The organism is Streptomyces sp. WY228, from assembly GCF_019287315.1.
In the GTDB taxonomy this organism is placed as follows: domain Bacteria; phylum Actinomycetota; class Actinomycetes; order Streptomycetales; family Streptomycetaceae; genus Streptomyces; species Streptomyces caviscabies.
This window is the reverse complement of the sequence record NZ_CP079114.1, coordinates 2,399,923-2,420,366: the sequence shown is the minus strand read 5'-3', so window position 1 is coordinate 2,420,366 and position 20,444 is coordinate 2,399,923. Positions and strand designations below refer to the sequence as shown.

Genomic DNA, 20,444 nt, shown 5'->3' with positions numbered 1-20,444 from the left:
GTACGGACGTCCGGTTCGCCCCCGTACCACCGCATTGACGAACCCCGACCGCCCGCTCCGGGTGGTCGGGGTTCGGCCATATCCGAGGGTTGTGACGTCCCAGAGGCTGACGTCACATCACGCATGTGGCTAACATCACGTCCAACACACGGCAATGTTGCCGGAGCGTTACGGAGGTGTGCGACGTGCGACCAGTCAAAGGACAACGCGCTCTGAGGCCGGTCCTCTGCGGCGTACGCACCGTCTGGAACGCCGTCGGCGACGGCTCCTTCTTCTGCCCCGGCTGCGGGGGCGACCGCAACTACCGCCGGCTCACCGGCCGCCGCCGTCTCACCGTCCTCGGCGTCCCGCTGGTCCGCCGGGGCGAGGCCGAGCCCGTCGTCGAGTGCGCCGCCTGCCTCGCCCACCACGCCCCTGAGGCCCTGGACCGCCCCACCACCACCCGGTTCTCCGCGATGCTCCGCGAGGCCGTCCACACCGTCACGCTGGCCGTCCTCGCCGCCGGCGGCACCACCTCCCGTACGGTCCTGGAGGCCGCCGTCGCCACCGTGCGCGACGCCGGGCTCGACGACTGCACCCAGGAGCAGCTGTTCACCGTCGTCGAGGTGCTGGCCGCCGACACCGGACGCGGCTCAGGCACCGACCCGGCCGCCGAGGCCTGCGGCCCGACCCTCGCCATCGAGCTGCACGAGGTGCTGGCCCCGCTCGCCCCGCACCTGGCCACCGCCGGCCGCGAGTCCGTCCTCCTCCAGGGCGCCCGCATCGCGCTGGCCGACGGCCCCTACTGCGCCGCCGAGCGCCAGGTGCTGACCACCGTCGGCAGCGCCCTCCAGCTGCCCGCCGACGACACCGCCCGCCTGCTGGCGGCAGCCGCCCGTACGCCCTCGTAACGCCTTCTCGCACCCTTCGCGGCGCCTTCTCCCGCGGACGCCCCCGCCCGGGCCGCCCCGGTGGGCGACAATGGGCCCATGAGCTTGTTCCGGGACGACGGCATCGTGCTGCGTACGCAGAAACTGGGCGAGGCCGACCGGATCATCACGATCCTGACCCGCGGCCACGGCCGGGTGCGCGCCGTCGCCCGCGGGGTGCGCCGCACCAAGTCCAAGTTCGGCGCCCGCCTGGAGCCCTTCTCCCACGTCGACGTGCAGTTCTTCGCCCGCGGCAGCGAGCTGGTCGGCCGCGGGCTGCCGCTCTGCACCCAGAGCGAGACGATCGCGCCGTACGGCGGCGGCATCGTCGCCGACTACGCCCGCTACACCGCCGGCACCGCGATGCTGGAGACCGCCGAGCGGTTCACCGACCACGAGGGCGAACCGGCCGTCCAGCAGTATCTGCTGCTCGTCGGCGGCCTGCGCACCCTCGCCCGGGGCGAGCACGCGCCCCATCTGATCCTGGACGCGTTCCTGCTGCGCTCGCTCGCGGTCAACGGGTACGCGCCCAGCTTCGAGGACTGCGCCAAGTGCGGAATGCCCGGTCCGAACCGGTTCTTCTCCGTCGCGGCGGGGGGCGCCATATGCGGTGACTGCCGGGTGCCCGGCAGCGTCGTACCCTCGGCACAGGCCCTGGCCCTGCTGAGCGCGCTGCTCAGCGGCGACTGGGCGACGGCGGACGCGTGCGAGGCGCGCCATGTCAGGGAGGGGAGCGGGCTGGTGTCCGCCTATCTGCACTGGCATCTGGAGCGCGGCCTGCGCTCGCTGCGGTACGTAGAGAAGTGACACAGGGAGACTGAGAAGCTCATGGCAGTACGCGGGATCCTCGGCGGCCGTAACCGGCGCACGTACAAGACCCCCGAGCCGCACCCCACGGGCGCGACGCCTCCGAAGATCCCCGGCGAGCTGGTGCCCCAGCACGTCGCCGTCGTGATGGACGGCAACGGCCGCTGGGCCAAGGAGCGGGGTCTGCCCCGCACCGAGGGCCACAAGGTCGGTGAGGGCGTCGTCATGGACGTTCTCAAGGGCTGTATCGAGATGGGCGTGAAGAACCTCTCGCTGTACGCCTTCTCCACGGAGAACTGGAAGCGCTCGCCGGACGAGGTGAAGTTCCTGATGAACTTCAACCGCGACGTGATCCGCCGCCGCCGCGACGAGATGGACGAGCTCGGCATCCGCATCCGCTGGGTGGGCCGCATGCCCAAGCTGTGGAAGTCCGTCGTCCAGGAGCTCCAGGTCGCCCAGGAGCAGACCAAGGACAACGACAAGATGACGCTGTACTTCTGCGTGAACTACGGCGGCCGCGCCGAGATCGCCGACGCCGCGCAGCGCATCGCCCAGGACGTGGCCGCCGGGAAGCTCGACCCGTCCAAGGTCAACGAGAAGACCTTCGCGAAGTACACCTACTACCCGGACATGCCGGACGTGGACCTCTTCGTGCGCCCCAGCGGCGAGCAGCGCACCTCGAACTATCTGATCTGGCAGAGCGCGTACGCGGAGATGGTCTTCCAGGACGTTCTCTGGCCGGATTTCGACCGTCGCGACCTGTGGCGGGCCTGCCTGGAGTACGCCCAGCGCGACCGCCGCTTCGGCGGGGCGCAGGAGGCGGAAGCCGCCGAGTGAGTACGGAGAAGGGGCGGGCCCGGTGCATGACGCACCGGGCCCGCCCCTTCTCCGTATGTCCGTTACGCCTTCTTCCCGGCGCACTCCGCGCAGGTGCCGAAGATCTCGACGGTGTGCGCGACGTTCACATAGCCGTGCTGGGCGGCGATCATCTCGGCCCACTGCTCGACGGCCGGTCCCTCGACCTCCACGGCCTTGCCGCAGAGCCGGCAGACCAGGTGGTGGTGATGGTCACCGGTCGAGCACCGCCGGTAGACGGCCTCGCCCTCGGTGGTGCGCAGGACGTCGACCTCACCCGCGTCCGCGAGGGACTGCAGGGTCCGGTAGACCGTGGTGAGGCCCACGGAGTCGCCGCGGTGTTTCAGGACGTCGTGCAGCTCCTGGGCGCTGCGGAACTCGTCGACCTCGTCGAGCGCCGCCGCCACCGCCGCCCGCTGCCGGGTGGACCGGCCGCGTACCGGCGCTGCGTTCGTGCCACTGATCGGCGCCGTGGCCACAGGTGCCTCCTCGTGTCGCCCGTACATGTGTCGGGCCATTGTGCCAGCCCGGCCGGGCGCACCCGGCGAACACGTACGGTGCGACTCCGTCACACGTACCGCTGTCACGGCTGTGATGGCCGTCACACCCGCACGTCGTCCCGGTCCCGGCGGGCTGCCGGTACTTCCAGGGTGCACTCGGCCCCCGCTCATCGCGACGGTCACGGTCACGGCGGCGGTCACCGCGATCAGCAGGTTCAGCACCCGCACCGGAAGACCAGAGACCCGGGCGAACTCCTCGTCCTGGCTGACCGCGAACAGCTGCCGCCGCAGCCCCACCGTGACCAGCACCACGAAGGCCGCCAGGGCGCAGATCGCGACGACGTCCGACTCGGAGACGGTGGCGAGCGAACCGAAGAGGTACGAGGTCAGATTGGCGTTGGAGCCCGTGTCGGACAGGTTGATCAGCATGACGCCGCCCGCCATGCCGCCGTAGAACAGCATCGCCAGGGCGAGGTCGCCGCGCGTGTGCCCGTACCAGCGGATCAGCTCCATCACGACCGCACCGGCCACCGCGACGGCGGTCGCCATCCACACGGGGCTGGTGGAGAGCAGGAAGCCGAGGCCGACGCCGGTCATCGCGATGTGCCCGATGCCGTCGCCCATCAGGGCCTGCCGGCGCTGCACCAGGTAGATGCCGATGGCGGGCGCGGTGATGCCGACCAGCACGGCCGCGATGAGCGCCCGCTGCATGAAGGGAGGGTTGAGGAATTCGAAGAGCATCAGGTCAGCAGTCCCGTCCGGACGGGCTCGGCGGCCGCGTGGGGGTGTACGTGGTCGTGGCCGGGCAGCGCGTGCTGGCCGAGCGCCCGGGGCGGCGGCCCGTCGTGCGTCACACAGCCGTCGCGCAGGACGACGGCCCGGTCGATCAGCGGCTCCAGCGGGCCCAGCTCGTGCAGCACCAGCAGCACGGAGGTGCCCAGCGCCACCTGCTCGCGCAGGGTCGAGGCGAGGATCTCCTGGCTGGCCAGGTCCACTCCCGCCATCGGCTCGTCCATGATCAGCAGCTCCGGCTCGGCGGCCAGGGCGCGGGCGATCAGGACCCGCTGGTGCTGGCCGCCCGACAGCGCGCTCACCGAGTCCTTGGCGCGGTCGGCCAGGCCCACCAGCGCGATGGCCCGGTCCACGGCCGCCCGGTCCGCCTTCCCGGGCCACCGCAGCCCCGTACGGGACAGCCGGCCGGAGGCGACGACCTCGCGGATCGTGGCGGGCACGCCGCCCGCGGCCGTGGTGCGCTGCGGGACGTAGCCGATCCGGCCCCAGCGGCGGAAGCGGCGCAGCTCGGTGCCGAACAGCTCGACGCTCCCGCCGGTCAGCGGGACCTGCCCGATGACGGACCGTACGGCGGTGGACTTGCCGGAACCGTTGGCGCCGAGCAGCGCGACGACCTCGCCGCGGTGCACGGTCAGGTCCACGCCGCGCAGCACGGGGCGCGCGCCGAGGGTGGCCGTGGCGCCGCGCAGGGCTATGACGGGCTCCTGGGCGGGCTCGTGGGTGGTGCTCTCACGCTCCGGCACGAGCGCCTCCGATCCGAACGTCACAAGTGGTGCGGGTGATGCGGGTCACTTTGCGCCGAGAGCCTTCTGCAGCGCGGTGAGGTTGGACTTCATGACCTCGATGTAGTCAGCGCCCTGGGACTTCTCCGTGATTCCCTCCAGCGGGTCAAGAACGCCGGTCTTCAGTCCGGTGTCCTTCGCGAGGGTCTTCGCGGTCTTGTCGCTGGCGAGCGTCTCGAAGAAGACCGTGGTGGCCTTCTCCTTCTCCGCGATGGTGTGGATCTCCTGGATCCGGGCGGGGCTCGGCTCGGCCTCGGGGTCGATGCCCGCGATGCCCTGCTGGGTGAGCCCGTAGCGCTCGGCGAGGTAGCCGAAGGCGGAGTGGGTGGTGATGAAGGTCTTGGTGGCGGTGTTCTTCAGCCCGGTCTCGTACGCCGTGTTCAGCTCGCCCAGCTCGGCGACGAGGGCGGCGGTGTTCTTCTTGTAGTCGGCGGCGTGGTCGGGGTCGGCCTTCTCCAGCGACTTGCCGACGCCCTTGGCGACCTCGGCGTACTTCACCGGGTCCAGCCAGATGTGCGGGTCGGCGCCGCCCTCCTCGCCGTGGTTGTGGCCGTCGCCCTCGGCGTGCTCCTCATGGGCTTCTTCTTCGTGCCCGTGCTCGTCGCCGTGCTCGTCCGCGTGCTCTTCCTCGCCCTCGTGGCCGTGGTCGTGGCCGCTGACCTCGGAGCCGTGGTCCTCCAGCGTGGTGAGGGTCGCGGCGTCGACGGTGTTCTTCACACCGGACTGCAGAATCGCGTCGTCCACGGCGGGCTGGATGCCCTTGAGGTACAGCACGTAGTCGGACTCGCTGATGGAGCCGATCTGGCGGGGGGTGAGCTCCAGGTCGTGCGGCTCGACGCCCGGCTTGGTGAGGCTGGTGACGGCCACGTGCTCGCCGCCGATCTTCTCGGCCAGGAACTGCATCGGGTAGAACGACGCCGTCACCTTCAGCTTGTCGCCGTTGCTCCCGTCCGCCGCGTCGGAGGTGGAGCAGGCGGACAGAGCGGTCAGACCGAGGGCGACTGCTCCGGCGACGGCGGTGGTGGGTATCAGGCGGCGTACGTTCATGACAGTCATTTTCAACAAAAGTGGAAACGATTGTCAACAAGGCGGATGAGATGCCCGGAAGATCACGAGGTGGCGGCGCGGGGTCTCCTCCGGGCCCCTACCGATTTGATCCAGGGGGTGCACGCGCCGGTAACCTGAGTCATTCGCCGTTCGTCGCCGTCGTAATGAAGAGAGCACCGTGGCCGCCGACAAGATCGACACCATCGTCAGCCTGAGCAAGCGCCGTGGCTTCGTCTACCCCTGCAGTGAGATCTACGGTGGTCAGCGCGCCGCCTGGGACTACGGGCCGCTGGGCGTCGAGATGAAGGAGAACCTGAAGCGCCAGTGGTGGCGCTACATGGTCACCGCGCGCGAGGACGTGGTCGGTATCGACTCGTCGGTCATCCTTGCCCCGGACGTCTGGGTCGCCTCCGGCCACGTCGCCACCTTCTCGGACCCGCTGACCGAGTGCACCTCCTGTCACAAGCGCTACCGCGCCGACCACCTGGAGGAGGCGTACGAGGAGAAGCACGGCAAGCCCCCGGTCAACGGCCTCGCCGACCTCAACTGCCCCAACTGCGGCAACAAGGGCACCTTCACCGAGCCCAAGGAGTTCTCGGGGCTGCTCTCCACCCACCTCGGCCCGACCCAGGACTCCGGCTCGGTCGCCTACCTGCGCCCCGAGACCGCGCAGGGCATCTTCACCAACTTCGGCCAGGTGCTGCAGACCTCGCGCAAGAAGCCGCCGTTCGGCATCGCGCAGATGGGCAAGTCCTTCCGGAACGAGATCACTCCGGGCAACTTCATCTTCCGGACCCGTGAGTTCGAGCAGATGGAGATGGAGTTCTTCGTCAAGCCGGGCGAGGACGAGGAGTGGCAGCAGTACTGGATGGACCAGCGCTGGAACTGGTACACGGACCTCGGCATGCGCGAGGAGAACATGCGCTGGTTCGAGCACCCGAAGGAGAAGCTCTCCCACTACTCCAAGCGCACCGCCGACATCGAGTACCGCTTCCGCTTCGGCGGCAGCGAGTGGGGCGAGCTGGAGGGCGTGGCCAACCGCACCGACTACGACCTCAAGGCGCACTCCGAGGCCTCGGGCACCGACCTCCAGTACTACGACCAGGAGGCCAACGAGCGCTGGACGCCGTACGTCATCGAGCCCGCGGCCGGCGTCGGCCGCGCGATGCTGGCGTTCCTCCTGGACGCCTACGTCGAGGACGAGGCGCCCAACGCCAAGGGCGTCATGGAGAAGCGCACCGTGATGCGCCTCGACCCGCGCCTGGCGCCGGTCAAGGTCGCGGTGCTGCCCCTCTCGCGCAACCCGCAGCTCTCGCCGAAGGCCAAGGGCCTGGCGGCCGACCTGCGCAAGAACTGGAACATCGAGTTCGACGACGCCGGCGCCATCGGCCGCCGCTACCGTCGTCAGGACGAGATCGGCACCCCGTTCTGCGTCACCGTCGACTTCGACACCCTCGACGACAACGCGGTGACCGTGCGCGAGCGCGACACCATGAAGCAGGAGCGCGTCTCGCTCGACCAGATCCAGGCGTACCTCGGCGCCCGTCTGCTCGGCTGCTGATACCCGCGCAGGTGCGTGAGGCCCCCGGTTCCGGGTACGGAACCGGGGGCTTCGTCGTACGGTCCACCGGAGCCCCCGCCACCGTTCCGGGAGGTACGCGATGCCGTCGATCACCACCAGCAAGGTCAGCAGATGGGACCAGCACGGCCGGGAGCACGTCGTGCAGGTGAAGAAGTCGGGCATGACACGCCAGTTGACCTGCTCCACCTGCGCCTGGCGCCGCTCGGCGCAGTTCCTGCCCTGGCTGAAGGCCGAGGAGCATCTGGCCGAGGCCCATCAGGCGACGGTCGACCCGACGGCCTGAGCTCCGACGGCCCGAGACCTGACGGCCCGAAAACCCGGTGCGGCGCGTGCGGGCGGCGCGGTACGGTTCCGGCATGTCTTCGTTCTTCCAGATCTACGAGTGAGAGCGCGGCGGGTGCGAACTCCCCGCCGCAGCCCGGGGACCGGCGCGACCGGCCCCCGAACACCGTCACCTGACTCACTTCACACCCCACAGGGGAGAACGCCATGGCCAAGAGCCGTAACAACCTGCTCGGCGTCGGCGGACAGCGCAAGAAGCTGTCCCGCGCCGACCAGCAGGGCGCGGGTTCCGCGCGAGGCGCCGACCGCAAGGCAGCCGAGGACAAGAAGCAGGAGCTGGTCCGCAAGATGCGCGAGCGCGCCGAGGCCCAGGCGGCAGCGACCGCCGAGCCGACCGCCGGGCAGAGCGGCGAGCCGACCGCCGAACAGGGCGGAGAGCAGGGCGCGTCGCCCGCGCAGAGCTGAGCCGGTACCTGAGCGGCTGAGCAGTACCCGTACGACGGTGTGGGCCCGGATCATCCGTGATCCGGGCCCACACCCATGTGTCTCAGGGGGCCGTGGAAGCGGTCCCGGACGCCGCCCGCTCCGCATGCAGATGCCGGGCGAAGAACCGGGCCCCTGTGTCGAGTTCGAACTGTGGGACACCGGTGTGCCCGCCGAGATTGGCGTGCAGGGTCTTCTCCCGGGAACCGAAGGCGTCGAACAGATCCAGGGCCGCCTGCCGGTCGTTCCCTTCGTCGTCCCACTGCAGCAGGACGTGCAGCGGAATGGTGACCCGGCGGGCCTCCTCGAACACGGCGGCGGGCACGAGGCTCCCGGCGAAGAGGCCGGCGGCCACGATGCGCGGCTCGACCACGGCCAGGCGGACGCCGATGGAGATCACCCCGCCCTCGTATCCGACCGGCCCGCCGATCCCGGGCAGCGCCAGGAGCTCGTCCAGGGCGGCCTGCCACTCCGGGACCGCCCGGTCGACCATCGGGAGGATCAGGGCGTCGACGATCTCGTCGCCGACCGGCCCGCCGCCCTCCAGCGCCCGGCGCAGGTCGGCGCGAGCCTGCTCGGCGGCGGCCCAGCGGGGGCGTTCACCGCTGCCGGGGAGCTCGATGGTGGCCGCGGCGAACCCGTACTCCGCCACGTAGTGCCGCGCCCGCGCCGCCAGCCGGGGGTACATCCTGCCCAGCCCCAGCGGTGGGTGGCCGATCAGGATCAGCGGCGCCGATGCGGATACGGGGAACATGGGGGATACGGGGGATTCGGCGGCGGGCGTCCACAGGATGCCGGGGATCGCGCCGAGGGTGAACGCACGCTCGACCACGTCGCCGTCGAGTCGCTGTTCGGAAGAGAAATGCACGGTCGTGCCTTTCGGGAGTGCGCGTGAACGGCGCTCCCGGACGACCTATCGCCCGACCGTGACCCCGAAGGGGAGCACCCATGTCGACATTGCGTTCACGGATACCACCCCCTCGGTCTTCAGCACGGCTCGCGAAAACGTAGCAAGGGGCGCGGTGATGGTCCAACCGGTTTTCGGGCGACGACGGCAGTTCGGCGACAGGCCCTAGCCCGGCAGCGCGACCCCGGCCAGCTCCTCCGAGACCCGCCACACCCGCCGGGCCTCCTCGGGGTCGGTCAGCCGGCTGTACATCGTCTGCTCGGCGGGCGGGCCGCCCATGTTGCCGGGGCCGCTCGGCCCGTACAGGGTGCCGCCCCGGGCGTCGGGCGAGGTGGCGGCGTACAGCGCGGGGAACTTCGCGCTCTCCACGGTGCCGACCACGAGCCCCCGGGCGGACAGCAGACGGATCATCCGCACGCCCAGCGTGTCCTTGGCCCGGCCCACCTCCGGCCGGGCGGCCAGCAGGCTGGTCGGGGCGATGCCGGGGTGGGACAGGTTGCTGGTGATGCCCCAGCCCTCGGCCCGGCTGCGCCGGTCCAGCTCCAGGCCGAAGAGCCCGAAGGCGATCTTCGACTGGCTGTAGGCGCGCATGCCGTTGTAGGACCGCTCCCAGTTCAGGTCGTCCCAGTTGATGGCGTTGCGGTTGGCGGCCACGCTGATCTGCGAGGTCACCCGGGCCTGCCCGGCCCGCAGGAGAGGCAGCAGCCGCAGGACGAGGGCGACGTGACCGAGATGGTTGGTGCCGAACTGCAGCTCGAAGCCGTCGGCGGTCGTCTGCCGGTCGGGCGGGGTCATCACCCCGGCGTTGTTGACCAGGAGGTGGAGGGGCCGGCCCTCGTCGAGGAGGGCGGCACCGAGGGCGGCGACGGAGTCGAGCGAGGACAGGTCGAGCGCCCGCAGCGACACGTTCGCGCCGGGCGCCTGCCGCCGGATCTCGGCGACCGCCGCCTCGCCCTTGCGCGGGTTGCGCACCGGCAGCACTACCTCGGCTCCGGCGGCGGCGAGCCGTGTCGCGATCCCGAGGCCGATGCCGTCGCTCCCTCCGGTGACGACGGCGCGCCGGCCCGAGAGGTCGGGAACGGAGATGTCGATGGTGGCGTGATGAGTCCTGGGGGCGGGTGACGCCGACGCCCCGGCCCATCCAGGACCTCCCGATCCACCGATCGACCGGCGGCTGGAGCGGGAGCGCGGCCCGCATCCGTCCGAGCAGATGATCGCCTCGATCGCGCAGGGGCTCCACCTCTCCCTGGACGAGCGCGACCACCTCTTCCGGCTCTCCGGACACATGCCACCCGCCCGGGGCACGACCGGCGAGCACATCAGCCCCGGCCTCCTCCGCATCCTCGACCGGCTGGACGACACCCCCGCCGAGATCGTCACGGAGCTCGGCGAGACGCTGCTGCAGACCCCGCTCGGCGTCGCCCTCACCGGCGACACGACCCGGTACACCGGCCTCGCGCGCAGCATCGGCTACCGCTGGTTCACCGACCCCGCCACGAGGACGCTGTACGCGGCCGAGGACCACGCCTTCCTCTCCCGGATGTTCGCCTCCGGCCTGCGGGAGCTGGCCACCCTGCGGGGGACCGGCTCCCGGGCCGCGCACTGCGCCGAGCTGCTGCGCGAGGAGAGCCAGGAATTCCGCCGGTTCTGGGACCAGCACGAGATCGGCATCCGCCCCGACCAGGTCAAACGCTTCGTCCACCCCGAGGTCGGCGTCCTGGAGCTGAACTGCCAGCGCCTGCTGGACCCGGACCAGTCGCACAGCCTGCTGGTGTACACGGCCGCGCCGGGCAGCGAGAGCCACGAACGGCTGCGGCTGCTCTCGGTCATCGGGACGCAGACGCTGCGCTGAGCCCGGGACCACGGGGTACGCCCGTCGGCCCCGGGCCCTGCCCGGCCCGCGAGCAGGACGCGTCGCCCACGCCGCTCAGCCGGCCTCGCCCAGGTGGCTCAGGGCCTCGCGGAAGTCGTCGAGGGCGGGGCCCAACTCGCGGGCGGCGATACGGAAGGCCGACCGTTCGATCAGGGTCCTGGCCAGGGTGCGCGGCCCCTCGGCCGGGTCGTACCGGGGCAACTGACGGGCCTGGGTGACTCCTTCGTCGAAGAGGGGGCGCACCTGCTCCGCGAACAGATGGGTGCGGTTCTCCCAGTAGACGGCGGAGCGGACGGTGAGGACGTTCTGCACCCGGACCAGTTGGGCCAGGCGCGCCGCCGGATCCTCGGCAGTTCGCCCAGCGAGGGCGTCCACCTCACGGCGCAGGGCAGCACGGCTGTCGAAGTAGCGCTGTCGGGCGTCGGGCGACCACTCCGTCGGATTCGTACCCGAGGGTGTACGTGGCCCGTCGGACCAGGACCCCACGCCCTCCGTACCGGAGACCGTCAGCAATACCGCCCAGAACGACGCCTCGTAGCCGCCCCAGGACACCCGCTCACCTGACGCGGCCCGTTCGGTCAGCTCCGTCAGTACGGCGAGTGCGTCCCGCCGCACGCGGGCCGCCTGGTCGTCCTGGCCGTGGAGGCCGAGCATCCGGGCGTACCCGATGAGCGCGTGGAGATGGCACACCACCGGGCCGCTTCTCCTCGCGGCTTCGGCCGCTTCCATGGCGACGAACTGCTCGAACGCGGCGCGTGCTTCGCCGGATCGGCCGGCGTCGTGGAGAGCGGCGATCCACTGCATCAGTGACCAGGCGAGGGCCCCGTCGCTGCGCCCCTCGGGCAGGAGCGCCGCGACCAACTCGTCCATGGCGTCGGCGGCCTCGGCGTACCGGCCCTCCTCGGAGAGCCCGGCGGCCCACTCGCTCAGCCCTTTGGCCACGGGCTCCCCGGACCGTTCGGCCTGCGCACGGCTGATGGCGAGCATCTCGGCGCGCAGGGCGAGGCCTTCGGTACGTCGCCCCCGGCGGTACAGCTCTCGCTGGCACGACCTGAGGGCCTGGTACAGGACATCCGCACGGACGGGCTCGGCCGGATCGATGCGTCGCGCCGCCTCGACCGCCTCCTCGCACAGCTCCAGCGAGGACGGATGCCACGTGCCGGAGCCGGCGTAGCCGAGATGCTGAAGCTTCCTGGCCAGGAGCGGCAGGTACGCGGCGGGACTGACCTGAGCGAGCACCCGATAGGCGTCGACTTCCTCGCGCAGTGTGCGGCGCCCCGACGCGAGCAGCACATTTCTCGCCCGCACGATGTCGTCCTGGTCGACTTTCCCCCACTGATTCATGACGGAGATTCTGGGTGCCTCGAACAAGGCCCCACAAGGCGGTTGAGCTGTGCCGTTACTCCTACGGAAATGCCTTCTGACCTGTCATGATGGGTGTGACATCTTCACGGCCGGAGTTCCACGCGACGCGGGCCGTCGGACTCGGCCAGCGGAACAAATGCGGATGCTGTCGGGCCAGTTCGCCGGTGATGGCCGCGTCGGTGGGGTCGGTCATCTCCCAACTGTGTCCGGGCGGATGTCCGTTGAACAATTCGCACGCGTCGTCCGCGTTGCCGGGGTCGCGGTCCGTGACTGCAAGGCCGTGGACGGCCCCGTGATTGCCGTCCGCGTCACCGCCTTCGCGGCGTACGTCGCGGGCGTCCAAGGCGGGACGTTCGACTGAGGAGCGGTTGGGCCGACGGAAGGCCGAAGGGGCTTGCGTCTCCCGTAGGGGGAGACCCAAAGGTGGGGGCATGAACGGCGACACGCTCTACTCGATCGGCGAGCTGGCCCGGAGGACGGGTCTCACCGTCAAGACCATCCGGTTCTACTCCGATCGCGGAATCGTGGCGCCGACGGACCGCAGCCCGGCTGGCTACCGCCTCTACACCGTCGATGCCGTCGCACGCCTGGACCTCGTGCGGACCCTGCGCGAGCTGGGACTGGACCTTCCCACGATCCGCAAGGTCGTGGACCGCGAGCTCTCGCTTCCCGCGGTCGCCGCGGCGCACGCCGAAGCGCTGGCGGTGCAGATCCGGGTCCTGAGCATGCGGCGTGCGGTGCTGACGGCGGTGGCCGAGCGCGGGTCCACACCGGAGGAGACGGAACTGATGAACCGGCTTGCCCAGCTGTCCCAGGACGAACGCCGACGTCTGATCGGCGATTTCCTCGACGCCGTCTTCGGCGGTCTTGACGCCGCCCCCGCCGCCCCCGCGTTCGCGGGGGTCATGCGCTCGATGACCCCCGAGCTGCCCGACAACCCGGACGCGGAACAGGTTCGGGCGTGGGTGGAGTTGGCGGAGATGTCGCAGGATCCGGATTTCCGCGCCCTGGTGCGGCGGATGATCGAGGACCTGGCAGCCGAGCAGGCGCGAAGCGGTACGACGGTCCCGCGCCGCGACATCGCCGCCGCCGTCCGCGACGAGGCCGGCCCGGCCCTGGCCGCCGGCCTGGACCCGGCCTCCGCCCAGGCCGATCCGGTCGTCGCGGCGTTCACGGCGCACTACGCGCAGCTCATCGGCCGCCCCGACGACGTCGATCTCCGCCGCCTGCTGGCGGCCCGGCTGGAGAACGTGAACGACCCCCGCAGGGAGCGGTACTTCCAACTGCTCGCGGTGGTCAACGGCTGGCCGGCCCCGGAGAGCCTGGCGCCCGTGCTCAACTGGTCCGTCGAGGCCCTGCGGGTCCGGACAGCGTGATGACGGTGTGGTCGCAAGGCGGCTGGGGCCGGACGCGGCCGGTGTCTGCTGAAAGCACCGCCGTACATGAGGGACCGCTGAATGCCCCCGTCGTACTTCAGGTGGCCGCGACGTCGGCCTCTCCCGCTCTCGTTCTTCGCCCCTGGCGCATGGCGGACGTTGCCGCATTGGTCGAGGTGAGCCGGGATCCCGCATTGCGTCGGTGGGCGGCCTCTGCCGTGGACGATGATGCTGACGGGGCACGGTGGGTGCAGGCCCAGCAGCGGGGCTGGGCGGCGGGCGACAGGTTCGGCTTCGCCGTCCTTGAGGCCCAAACCGCCGCAGGACGCGCACAGTTGATGGGCAATGTGGTCCTCAAGGATGTCGCCCACGGCAAACCGGCGGCCGAGGTGGGCTACTGGACCGCGGCGCACGCTCGCGGGCTGGGAGTGGCCCCCCGCGCTCTGGAGGCACTCACCAGCTGGGCCTTCGAGGCCTTCGGAGCCGCCGGGCTGGAGCGTCTTGAACTCCTGCACCAGGTGGACAACTTGGCGTCGTGCCGGGTCGCGCAGAAGAGCCGGTACGACTTCGACAGCGTCCTGCCCGCGACGCCGCCTTCCTTCCCCCTCGATGGCCACCTGCACATACGGCGCTTGAGTGCCTGAGTCCCTCCCGGCTCCTGCGGATCGGCTGAGGCTGCCCACACCACCGGGGCCTTCGGGCGTCCGGGCCGGGGAGCCGCCTGCCTCTACGACGCCGCGCCTTCAACCTCGGTCGGCAACGCGGTCCCAGCCCAATCTTCCGCTGTCATCGACGATGCGCCTGAAGCCATTGAAAGGATCGCCCGTTTCCAGCGCATCTGCTGCTGCCCGCAGGAAGCTGGAGAGGCTTCCCCACGCATGATCTGAAGGAAAGGAAATTTCGCCGATCTCATCGCGGGAGCCTATTCGCCCACGCCGCATGCCGGGGCGATCGTCGACGGCCAGATAACCCCCTCCGTCATCAGAAGCGACCGCGATCCACTCCGGGTGCCAGCGCGCGTGAATTCCATCTATTTCCAATGGGATATCCTGCGCCAGGTATTCCTGTCTTGTCTCGTTCTCGATTTCGACCTGCAGTTGTTGATGGTCGACAAGCGAACGAGTCCCGAGAAGTACATAGACAGGAGGGAGGCGCATGGGGTCGCTTCCGTTGTGGCAGAGCAGTGAGTCGGCCAACTCTGTCGGAAGTGTCAGCCCCAGATCGTTTTCCGCTGCTGCTATCTCCTCCCGCGTAGCGGGCGGAGGAAGGGCGCCATACGTGGCGGGCGCACACTCGCGAAGCCAAGATTCGATACGTTGCCATGTCTGGCTGACGTGCTCCTGAGTCACTTTGCCTCCACCGATCAGTAGTTGCCGTCGGTGGTGCCTCGCCTCCGGAGCGAGGCACCACCGACACGAGATATGACTGACCTACTCGAGCACGAACTGCTTGCTCATACGCGAGGCACCTGACGAGGGAACCAGCCTGAACGAGACGAATCGAGGCTTATAGATGCTCACGTCCCGGAACAGTGCTCCTTCGGGCGCCCATCGATTGTCGAAGCTGTTTACATTGTAGGACAGCGTCCAACGATCGCCCGACTGAAGTGTCGGGTGAGCGTGAGCATTGTACGCGAAGATGTTCGGATCTCCATAGCTTCCCCATGGACCGGTCTCCGGCATTCGGTAGACCTCGTCATTGCCGTCCCAGTACCCGAAGGCGCCGAATGGGTCGCAGCCCGACCAGATTCGAATCTTGTTGTTGAAGGCGAGCGTGCTGTCCTGGCTGATCACCACGAACTGCCCGTTCCAAGGGGTGACGCTATATTCGTTCGATACCCCTTCGAGGTACTCGTTTCCCTCTGTTTCGCCCCGCATCCAGGTGTTTTCGGTCAGTCCCAGTCTGAAGAATTGCCAGTCGTCCACCTTTGACAGGTCGCTGCCCTTGACACGCGCTATGCGCATCTTCTTGTTTGTTTGATCGTCGCTGACGCCGTAGATGTAGGTATAGCCATCCCCGCTGCGGGAGGCAGGCAGCAACGCGGATCCCCACGCAGCGCCTGTGGCAGAAGGTAGCGGATCTATCCACTTCGGCTTGGTCAGATCACTGAGCTCGAAAGTTGCGACAACATTGCGAACAAACTCAAAAGGCATCGCACTTCCATCACCGGTTCCGCGATATTCCTGGAACATGATCTGCAGGTACTGAGAACCGTCGATATTGGCGATCATGCCATCGCCGAGCCAGAACCATCTGTTGTCGATGGCGGGCGGCATGAACCCGGTAGGCTTGGTTTTGCTGCCGCCCGTGATCGTCGAAAGACTGTTTCCGTTCTGTACCAGGAACGAACTGTTGACGAATTTGGATGTGGTAGGTCTTGTCCCATCGCTGTTCTCCGGCCCGAGGAAGGTGTCGGAGAAGAGGAACAGGCGACGACCGTCGGGTAGGTCGAACGAATATGTGGAATCCCCACCTGTCCATCCGTCGGGGGTGCTTCTGGCGTAGCTGTTGAAGAGTTGCTCCGGCGCGGCGTTGGCTTGAATCTCCTTTACTTCTGGCAGGTCACTATTGGGGCATTGACGGTATTCTACGTTTGCTGCTACACCGCTCGGTCCGGGCGCCGGCCCCTGGTACTTGCTGCCGTCTGGATTTCTCAGTTCTACGTAGAATCGATCATTTCGGTCGTCGACGTAGAGGATTCTTTGAGCCTTGTAAAATGACTCCAGCCGACTTCCGGCCTTTTGGTTATGTTTTTTGTTCAGTGGCTTTACGGCGTAGTGGGAAGTGCCTGATCCGCCTGTCTTTGCACCTTGCCGCGTGGACTGGAACGGATACTCGTCGCAGTCGAGGGTCTGACCCTTGGTATAGCCGTCTCCCCAGTATTTTTTGCAGGTGTTGACTGCGTGGGTGTGATTCTGCTCCTTCTGGCTGCTGGGTAGGCGAACCAAGGGGGATCCGCTACCGACTGTGCCAGGTATGTACTTGTTGGATTCGGACACCGGGAAAGTCTTGTCCGGGGTATTCAGGGCGGACCATATGAGGTCTGCCGAATCCTGGACATCACTGTCAACGACCAAGGTGAATGTTTCTATCACTTGGTCGTAGACGCAGCCGTGCGCAGACCCTATGTAAGTGGCAGAGTCACATCTAAAACTTTCGCCTCCGTAAGTATTGGAGTCCACGATGTCGGACGTTACCGTCGCTTTGAAGCTATGCTCGTGGAAGACCAGCTTGTCGCCTGTCAGGACGCCGGAATCCGAAGTGAAGTCGAATAGTGCTGACTGGAGTCCGTCCCCGGATATCCATTCCTGAAGAGTGCGTGTGACTCCATTACGGCTGTCTGGCAGACAAGAACCTTGAGGAGTGTTGGTCTTGCAGTCGGCAGACATTCCCAATCTCGTGGTGAGAGAGGGGGCGCCGGTAATGCTGGGCAAATCCGCCATGAACATGACACGCATGGACCTGTCGGCGACAGTGGGTCCTTTATGTCCGATACCCATGAAAGTGAAACGGAACGTGACAGCCCCAGTCGGGGTGCAGCCAGGGTTGCACCTAAATGTGTGAACTGGCTGGTTGAACTTCTTGCACCACGCCCAATGGTCCACGACAAGGCTCTCTTTTCCCCCGTACGGGGCATCCCAGCAGAATGACATATTGCTGGGGGGTACGGAGGCTGCGGCGAATGTCTCGATTCTGGCTGGGTGTGCGGAAGTCTCGGCCACATAGTCGACGCGCGCCTGAGCTTGCTTCTTGGTCTCACTCGATGCCGCGTCAATCAAAGGATCGCCCGGCTCCCCGTCGGTGGGGTAGGGAGCCCCCAGTTGCGCGACGTAGGCGGGATCGGCGGCGCTTCCTTGAGGCTGGGGTGTGGGTGTTTCAAATGTCGTGGACTGTTTTATGGGTGGGTTGATGTCCTGCCGTCTGGGTTCCGTCTCGATCTTCTGAGCCTGTTCTTTCGGTAGGCTCGATAGATCTGTTTCCTGTGATTCTGATGCGAGGGAAGTCGCTTGATTGAAGGCCTCTTCTGTCCCCTGGGCGGCCGTAGTGAATGAAGTGAATAGGGTAGTGCACAGTGTCGCGAGCACGAGATGCTTGAGTCGCATCAATGGGGCGGTCCTTTTCTTGGGTGTGCTTGACCATGGCAAGCGCAACTGGGCTCAGGTGGCCTGAGCGGGAAGGCGGGCGAGGTGCGAGTACGGTGCGGCTGCGTTAATTGACGATTTCAGCCGGTGCTTGTGGCGTAAATGCCTGTACCTGAAATGAAATGCCCCCCGGTGCGGTGGTTCTCGCTCATCGACGTGCGGTGCGGTCGCCACTTGTCGCTTGTCCTGCGCGACTTGTTGGCCGATGGAAACTGTGGGGGGAGGCGGTGAACGTAACATGAAGGCGCAGCCCGTGGGGAAGAATTATTGCCCTCACGTTGAGGCGATCTGTATATGCATGAAGTGGGCCACTGTGCCGAAAATGACGCAAATAGTGATCTGGCTGACTTTCGCCCGGGCTCGCGCTACGGTGCGGAGATGACGAAGTGTGCGGTCGCGTATCTGCTCATTGCTTCAGTCGTAGTCGTTGCCGTCGCTGGTTGCGGCAGCAACGTGCAAGTCGAGGGTTCTTCGCCGGACCCGTTCACCAGCGTGGTGCCCGCCCCGACTGGAGATGGAGGTCAGCAGTCCGACTTTTCCGTGAAGGTCGACCCGGCGGTGGGCGATGCTGCAAAGGGGCAGCCCTGCACGGCAGGGGAGGGCGCGCTGGGGGTTGACGAGCAGCGTGAGCAGTACACCTGCAGCAAAGGGCGATGGGTGCATATCATTTGGGAACCGCCGAAAGTGGGCGAAACGTGTCCTGGTGATGAAATTCGCTACTTTTATCAGAACAGTAAGGCGACCCATGAGTGCATGGACGGTCGGTGGCAGCTCGCAACGAACAAGGGCTGACACCATGAGTTGGACCGACCCTGACGGGCCTCGTCGCATCGCCGACCCGTCGGAGCCGTCCGACGATCGGGCCGGTGACTAGCATCTCGTGCCATGGCGATGTTCGTGCACCTGACCTCGGCGGCGAACGCGCCGCGCATCCGGCGGTCCGGGATCCGGGCGGCCGGCCCTGGGCAGGGCGGCGGGCGCGGGGTCTACTGCTTTCCGGTGCTGCCCTCGTACACCCTCACCCACCAATGGCTGCGCGAACTCGCCCGGTTCGGCAGCCGGGGCGGGCTCGTGGCCGTCCATGTGCGACTCGACGACGCCGAGGACGTGCTGGTCGGGCGCTACACCGACCGGGCGCGCGACGCCCGGGTCGCCGTTTCCGCAGCCGAGTCGGTGCGGCGGATCGCCGCGCTGGAGGACCCGCGCGGATGGGAGGTGTTCGTCCCCCGGACGATCCGGCCGCGCGAAGTGCACCGGATCCGCACCGCACCGCAGGTCGCGGGCTGGCGGTACCTGCCGGACGCCCATGGTGTGCGCCCCTGCACCTGTTTCGGGTGCCGCGTGCGCGGCGGGTACGGGGCGCGGCGCCTGCGCGAGCGGCTGCCGCATCCGCTGGACGGCCCGCCGCCACCCGTCAAGGTGCTGCTCGCCCGGGTCGAGGCCGGTGCCTCCGGGGACCCGGCAGCGCTGCGGGAGGCCCTGCACTGGTTCGGCATGCGCCGGCGCGGCCCGGTCGACCGCTTGAGAGGCCTCGCCGCCCACCCCGACCCCGGGGTGCGGGAGGAGTTGGTGTGGGCGGTCGCCCGTTGGACCACTCCCGGAGTTGCCGAGCTGCTGGACGGCCTGGCCGACGACCCGCACCCGGATGTCCGGGAGGCGGTGGAAGCGGTCCGCGATCCGGGATGACCGAGGGCATGTGTCTCCGCGGGCGTACCGACGGCCCCCACGGCCCCGGGGGCCACGAGGAGTGGGGGAGACTCCCGCCATGGGATCGTGGGGAACTCTGGGGCCGGCACTTCTGTCTCTCGCGGGAGTCGCACTCGGCGCGGGTGGGTCGCTGTTCGGGCAGTACCTCCTGTCGCGGGTGAGCGCCCGACAGCTCAAGGTGCAGGAGTCGGCCGCGCATCGTGCCGAACTCAAGGACGCGGTACTGAAGTTCCTCGGTGTCGCCGCGCAGGTGGAGAAGACGGCCCTGCCGCGCACGGAGGAAGGCGGCAGGCCGGTCGGTGATGAGCTGGGGCCGCTCGTCGACGAACTCTGGCTCGCACAGGCGGAGATCGATCTGGCCGCCAGGAGCGAAGGGTTGCGGGGCGCCACCTATCGCTATGCGTTCCGTCTGGCCGAGGCGGCCCGGGGCGAGGTGAGCGACGCTTCCGCGCTGCGTGAGCCGCAGAAGGAGTTCATGGACGCCGCGTACGACGACATGTGGCCCGGCCGGCGAAGGGCAGGGGCCACGGTGGGCAGGCGGTCGTGACGAGTCGGGCGACGCGCCGGTGAGGGGTCGGGCGACGCGTGATGAGGAGCCGGGATCGCCTCGCTGCTCAGCCGCCGTTCCCCACCGGGTACGCGTAACCGATGTACTGCAGACGCGCCACGCCCGCGACGAGGAAGGCGAGCGGGGGCACCAGCCACCAACGGCTGAGAGTGCGACGCGACACGGGGGACGCCGTGAGCAGTGCTGTGAGCACCCCCGACACGATCAGCAACCAGGATGCCAACTCGATGCCCGTCAGGGTGTGTTCGTCCCAGACTCCCTGCGGCTGAATCATGAGAGCGCCGTACGCGATGTAGGCGTTGAGCAGGTTGGCGAGGGTGAGGACCACGCCCCAGGGCCCTCGAAGCAGACCGGTCGTCATGTCAGGGCGCTCCTCGCGTCGTTCAGGTTCTCTGTCGAAGCCGCGGCCGTGGACCCGGGCGGCGTCATCCTGCCAGGAAGGGTTCGGTGCGGTGCAGCTCCACCGGA

General features: G+C 68.3%; 22 protein-coding genes and 1 pseudogene. 12 read left to right on the top strand and 11 right to left on the bottom strand.

The window, feature by feature from the left end:
• Positions 1-185: 185 nt before the first annotated feature.
• The 3 genes from KV381_RS10500 (at position 186) to KV381_RS10490 (ending at position 2,552) form a co-directional block, all read left to right on the top strand.
• Entirely contained in the window at positions 186-890 is a 705-nt protein-coding gene (locus tag KV381_RS10500; protein ID WP_030077951.1) for a TerB family tellurite resistance protein, read from the top strand.
• A 78-nt stretch (positions 891-968) separates the two neighbouring features.
• Complete coding sequence (gene recO / locus KV381_RS10495; protein ID WP_030077953.1) at positions 969-1,715, top strand: DNA repair protein RecO; 747 nt, start codon at positions 969-971, stop codon at positions 1,713-1,715.
• Positions 1,716-1,736: 21 nt separating this feature from the next.
• Positions 1,737-2,552: an isoprenyl transferase gene (locus KV381_RS10490; protein WP_030626065.1), complete on the top strand. Its 816-nt coding sequence runs from the start codon at positions 1,737-1,739 to the stop codon at positions 2,550-2,552.
• 62 nt (positions 2,553-2,614) lie between these two features.
• On the opposite strand, the gene KV381_RS10485 is transcribed toward KV381_RS10490, so the two are convergent.
• The 4 genes and pseudogenes from KV381_RS10485 to KV381_RS10470 form a co-directional block, all read right to left on the bottom strand.
• Positions 2,615-3,076, bottom strand: coding sequence for a Fur family transcriptional regulator (locus tag KV381_RS10485; protein WP_176734586.1), 462 nt, complete (start codon positions 3,074-3,076; stop codon positions 2,615-2,617).
• A 162-nt stretch (positions 3,077-3,238) separates the two neighbouring features.
• A pseudogene (locus KV381_RS10480) lies at positions 3,239-3,811 on the bottom strand (metal ABC transporter permease); the annotation flags it as partial.
• The gene (locus KV381_RS10475) at positions 3,811-4,605 is read right to left on the bottom strand and encodes a metal ABC transporter ATP-binding protein (protein ID WP_030626068.1); all 795 of its coding nucleotides are present in this window, start codon (positions 4,603-4,605) and stop codon (positions 3,811-3,813) included. The pseudogene KV381_RS10480 and the gene KV381_RS10475, both read right to left, overlap by 1 nt.
• A gap of 45 nt (positions 4,606-4,650) precedes the next feature.
• Positions 4,651-5,691: a metal ABC transporter solute-binding protein, Zn/Mn family gene (locus KV381_RS10470; protein WP_103539072.1), complete on the bottom strand. Its 1,041-nt coding sequence runs from the start codon at positions 5,689-5,691 to the stop codon at positions 4,651-4,653.
• A 178-nt stretch (positions 5,692-5,869) separates the two neighbouring features.
• On the opposite strand from KV381_RS10470, the gene KV381_RS10465 reads away from it, so the two are divergent.
• From KV381_RS10465 to KV381_RS10455, 3 genes are all read left to right on the top strand, one after another.
• A complete protein-coding gene (locus KV381_RS10465) occupies positions 5,870-7,252 on the top strand; it encodes a glycine--tRNA ligase (protein ID WP_030077964.1) in 1,383 nt (460 codons plus the stop codon).
• A gap of 100 nt (positions 7,253-7,352) precedes the next feature.
• The gene (locus KV381_RS10460; protein WP_030077965.1) at positions 7,353-7,556 is read left to right on the top strand and encodes a hypothetical protein; all 204 of its coding nucleotides are present in this window, start codon (positions 7,353-7,355) and stop codon (positions 7,554-7,556) included.
• Between the two features lie 206 nt (positions 7,557-7,762).
• On the top strand, positions 7,763-8,020 hold the full coding sequence (locus KV381_RS10455; protein WP_030077967.1) for a DUF6243 family protein: 258 nt from the start codon (positions 7,763-7,765) through the stop codon (positions 8,018-8,020).
• Positions 8,021-8,102: 82 nt separating this feature from the next.
• Here KV381_RS10455 and KV381_RS10450 read toward each other — a convergent pair whose 3' ends face one another.
• Positions 8,103-8,906 (bottom strand): alpha/beta hydrolase, encoded by an 804-nt coding sequence (locus tag KV381_RS10450; RefSeq protein WP_218785104.1) that lies wholly within the window; start codon positions 8,904-8,906, stop codon positions 8,103-8,105.
• 204 nt (positions 8,907-9,110) lie between these two features.
• Positions 9,111-10,037, bottom strand: coding sequence for an SDR family oxidoreductase (locus KV381_RS10445; protein WP_218787198.1), 927 nt, complete (start codon positions 10,035-10,037; stop codon positions 9,111-9,113).
• Positions 10,038-10,155: 118 nt separating this feature from the next.
• On the opposite strand from KV381_RS10445, the gene KV381_RS10440 reads away from it, so the two are divergent.
• Positions 10,156-10,797 carry an XRE family transcriptional regulator gene (locus tag KV381_RS10440; RefSeq protein WP_218785103.1) on the top strand — a complete coding sequence of 214 codons (642 nt, stop codon included), beginning with the start codon at positions 10,156-10,158 and terminating at the stop codon, positions 10,795-10,797.
• Positions 10,798-10,872: 75 nt separating this feature from the next.
• Here KV381_RS10440 and KV381_RS10435 read toward each other — a convergent pair whose 3' ends face one another.
• Together KV381_RS10435 and KV381_RS36405 are read right to left on the bottom strand one after the other, a co-directional pair.
• A complete protein-coding gene (locus KV381_RS10435; protein WP_218785102.1) occupies positions 10,873-12,162 on the bottom strand; it encodes a hypothetical protein in 1,290 nt (429 codons plus the stop codon).
• Between the two features lie 61 nt (positions 12,163-12,223).
• A complete protein-coding gene (locus KV381_RS36405; RefSeq protein WP_373307669.1) occupies positions 12,224-12,526 on the bottom strand; it encodes a hypothetical protein in 303 nt (100 codons plus the stop codon).
• An 88-nt stretch (positions 12,527-12,614) separates the two neighbouring features.
• Here KV381_RS36405 and KV381_RS10425 point away from each other — a divergent pair, with 88 nt between their 5' ends.
• Both KV381_RS10425 and KV381_RS10420 read left to right on the top strand, forming a co-directional pair.
• Positions 12,615-13,559, top strand: a complete 945-nt coding sequence (locus KV381_RS10425; protein ID WP_086777394.1) for a MerR family transcriptional regulator — start codon at positions 12,615-12,617, stop codon at positions 13,557-13,559.
• 77 nt (positions 13,560-13,636) lie between these two features.
• A complete protein-coding gene (locus tag KV381_RS10420) occupies positions 13,637-14,203 on the top strand; it encodes a GNAT family N-acetyltransferase (protein WP_373307674.1) in 567 nt (188 codons plus the stop codon).
• Between the two features lie 99 nt (positions 14,204-14,302).
• Here KV381_RS10420 and KV381_RS10415 read toward each other — a convergent pair whose 3' ends face one another.
• A complete protein-coding gene (locus KV381_RS10415) occupies positions 14,303-14,908 on the bottom strand; it encodes an SMI1/KNR4 family protein (protein ID WP_158688283.1) in 606 nt (201 codons plus the stop codon).
• A gap of 81 nt (positions 14,909-14,989) precedes the next feature.
• On the bottom strand, positions 14,990-17,662 hold the full coding sequence (locus KV381_RS10410) for a hypothetical protein (RefSeq protein WP_218785101.1): 2,673 nt from the start codon (positions 17,660-17,662) through the stop codon (positions 14,990-14,992).
• Between the two features lie 417 nt (positions 17,663-18,079).
• On the opposite strand from KV381_RS10410, the gene KV381_RS10405 reads away from it, so the two are divergent.
• The 3 genes from KV381_RS10405 (at position 18,080) to KV381_RS10395 (ending at position 19,955) form a co-directional block, all read left to right on the top strand.
• On the top strand, positions 18,080-18,493 hold the full coding sequence (locus KV381_RS10405) for a hypothetical protein (protein WP_218785100.1): 414 nt from the start codon (positions 18,080-18,082) through the stop codon (positions 18,491-18,493).
• A gap of 93 nt (positions 18,494-18,586) precedes the next feature.
• The gene (locus KV381_RS10400; protein ID WP_181008123.1) at positions 18,587-19,387 is read left to right on the top strand and encodes a HEAT repeat domain-containing protein; all 801 of its coding nucleotides are present in this window, start codon (positions 18,587-18,589) and stop codon (positions 19,385-19,387) included.
• Positions 19,388-19,565: 178 nt separating this feature from the next.
• Positions 19,566-19,955 (top strand): hypothetical protein, encoded by a 390-nt coding sequence (locus tag KV381_RS10395; RefSeq protein WP_230543882.1) that lies wholly within the window; start codon positions 19,566-19,568, stop codon positions 19,953-19,955.
• 67 nt (positions 19,956-20,022) lie between these two features.
• On the opposite strand, the gene KV381_RS10390 is transcribed toward KV381_RS10395, so the two are convergent.
• Positions 20,023-20,337, bottom strand: a complete 315-nt coding sequence (locus KV381_RS10390; protein WP_032785432.1) for a hypothetical protein — start codon at positions 20,335-20,337, stop codon at positions 20,023-20,025.
• Positions 20,338-20,444: the final 107 nt, after the last annotated feature.

Bases quoted from the DNA above. Each gene is read 5' to 3' on its own strand.
- recO (WP_030077953.1), top strand. From the start codon at position 969: ATGAGCTTGTTCCGGGACGACGGCATCGTGCTGCGTACGCAGAAACTG.
- KV381_RS10490 (WP_030626065.1), top strand. From the start codon at position 1,737: ATGGCAGTACGCGGGATCCTCGGCGGCCGTAACCGGCGCACGTACAAG.
- KV381_RS10485 (WP_176734586.1), bottom strand. From the start codon at position 3,076: ATGTACGGGCGACACGAGGAGGCACCTGTGGCCACGGCGCCGATCAGT.
- KV381_RS10470 (WP_103539072.1), bottom strand. From the start codon at position 5,691: ATGAACGTACGCCGCCTGATACCCACCACCGCCGTCGCCGGAGCAGTC.
- KV381_RS10460 (WP_030077965.1), top strand. From the start codon at position 7,353: ATGCCGTCGATCACCACCAGCAAGGTCAGCAGATGGGACCAGCACGGC.
- KV381_RS10455 (WP_030077967.1), top strand. From the start codon at position 7,763: ATGGCCAAGAGCCGTAACAACCTGCTCGGCGTCGGCGGACAGCGCAAG.
- KV381_RS10440 (WP_218785103.1), top strand. From the start codon at position 10,156: ATGATCGCCTCGATCGCGCAGGGGCTCCACCTCTCCCTGGACGAGCGC.
- KV381_RS10435 (WP_218785102.1), bottom strand. From the start codon at position 12,162: ATGAATCAGTGGGGGAAAGTCGACCAGGACGACATCGTGCGGGCGAGA.
- KV381_RS10425 (WP_086777394.1), top strand. From the start codon at position 12,615: ATGAACGGCGACACGCTCTACTCGATCGGCGAGCTGGCCCGGAGGACG.
- KV381_RS10410 (WP_218785101.1), bottom strand. From the start codon at position 17,662: ATGCGACTCAAGCATCTCGTGCTCGCGACACTGTGCACTACCCTATTC.
- KV381_RS10405 (WP_218785100.1), top strand. From the start codon at position 18,080: ATGACGAAGTGTGCGGTCGCGTATCTGCTCATTGCTTCAGTCGTAGTC.
- KV381_RS10400 (WP_181008123.1), top strand. From the start codon at position 18,587: ATGGCGATGTTCGTGCACCTGACCTCGGCGGCGAACGCGCCGCGCATC.
- KV381_RS10390 (WP_032785432.1), bottom strand. From the start codon at position 20,337: ATGACGACCGGTCTGCTTCGAGGGCCCTGGGGCGTGGTCCTCACCCTC.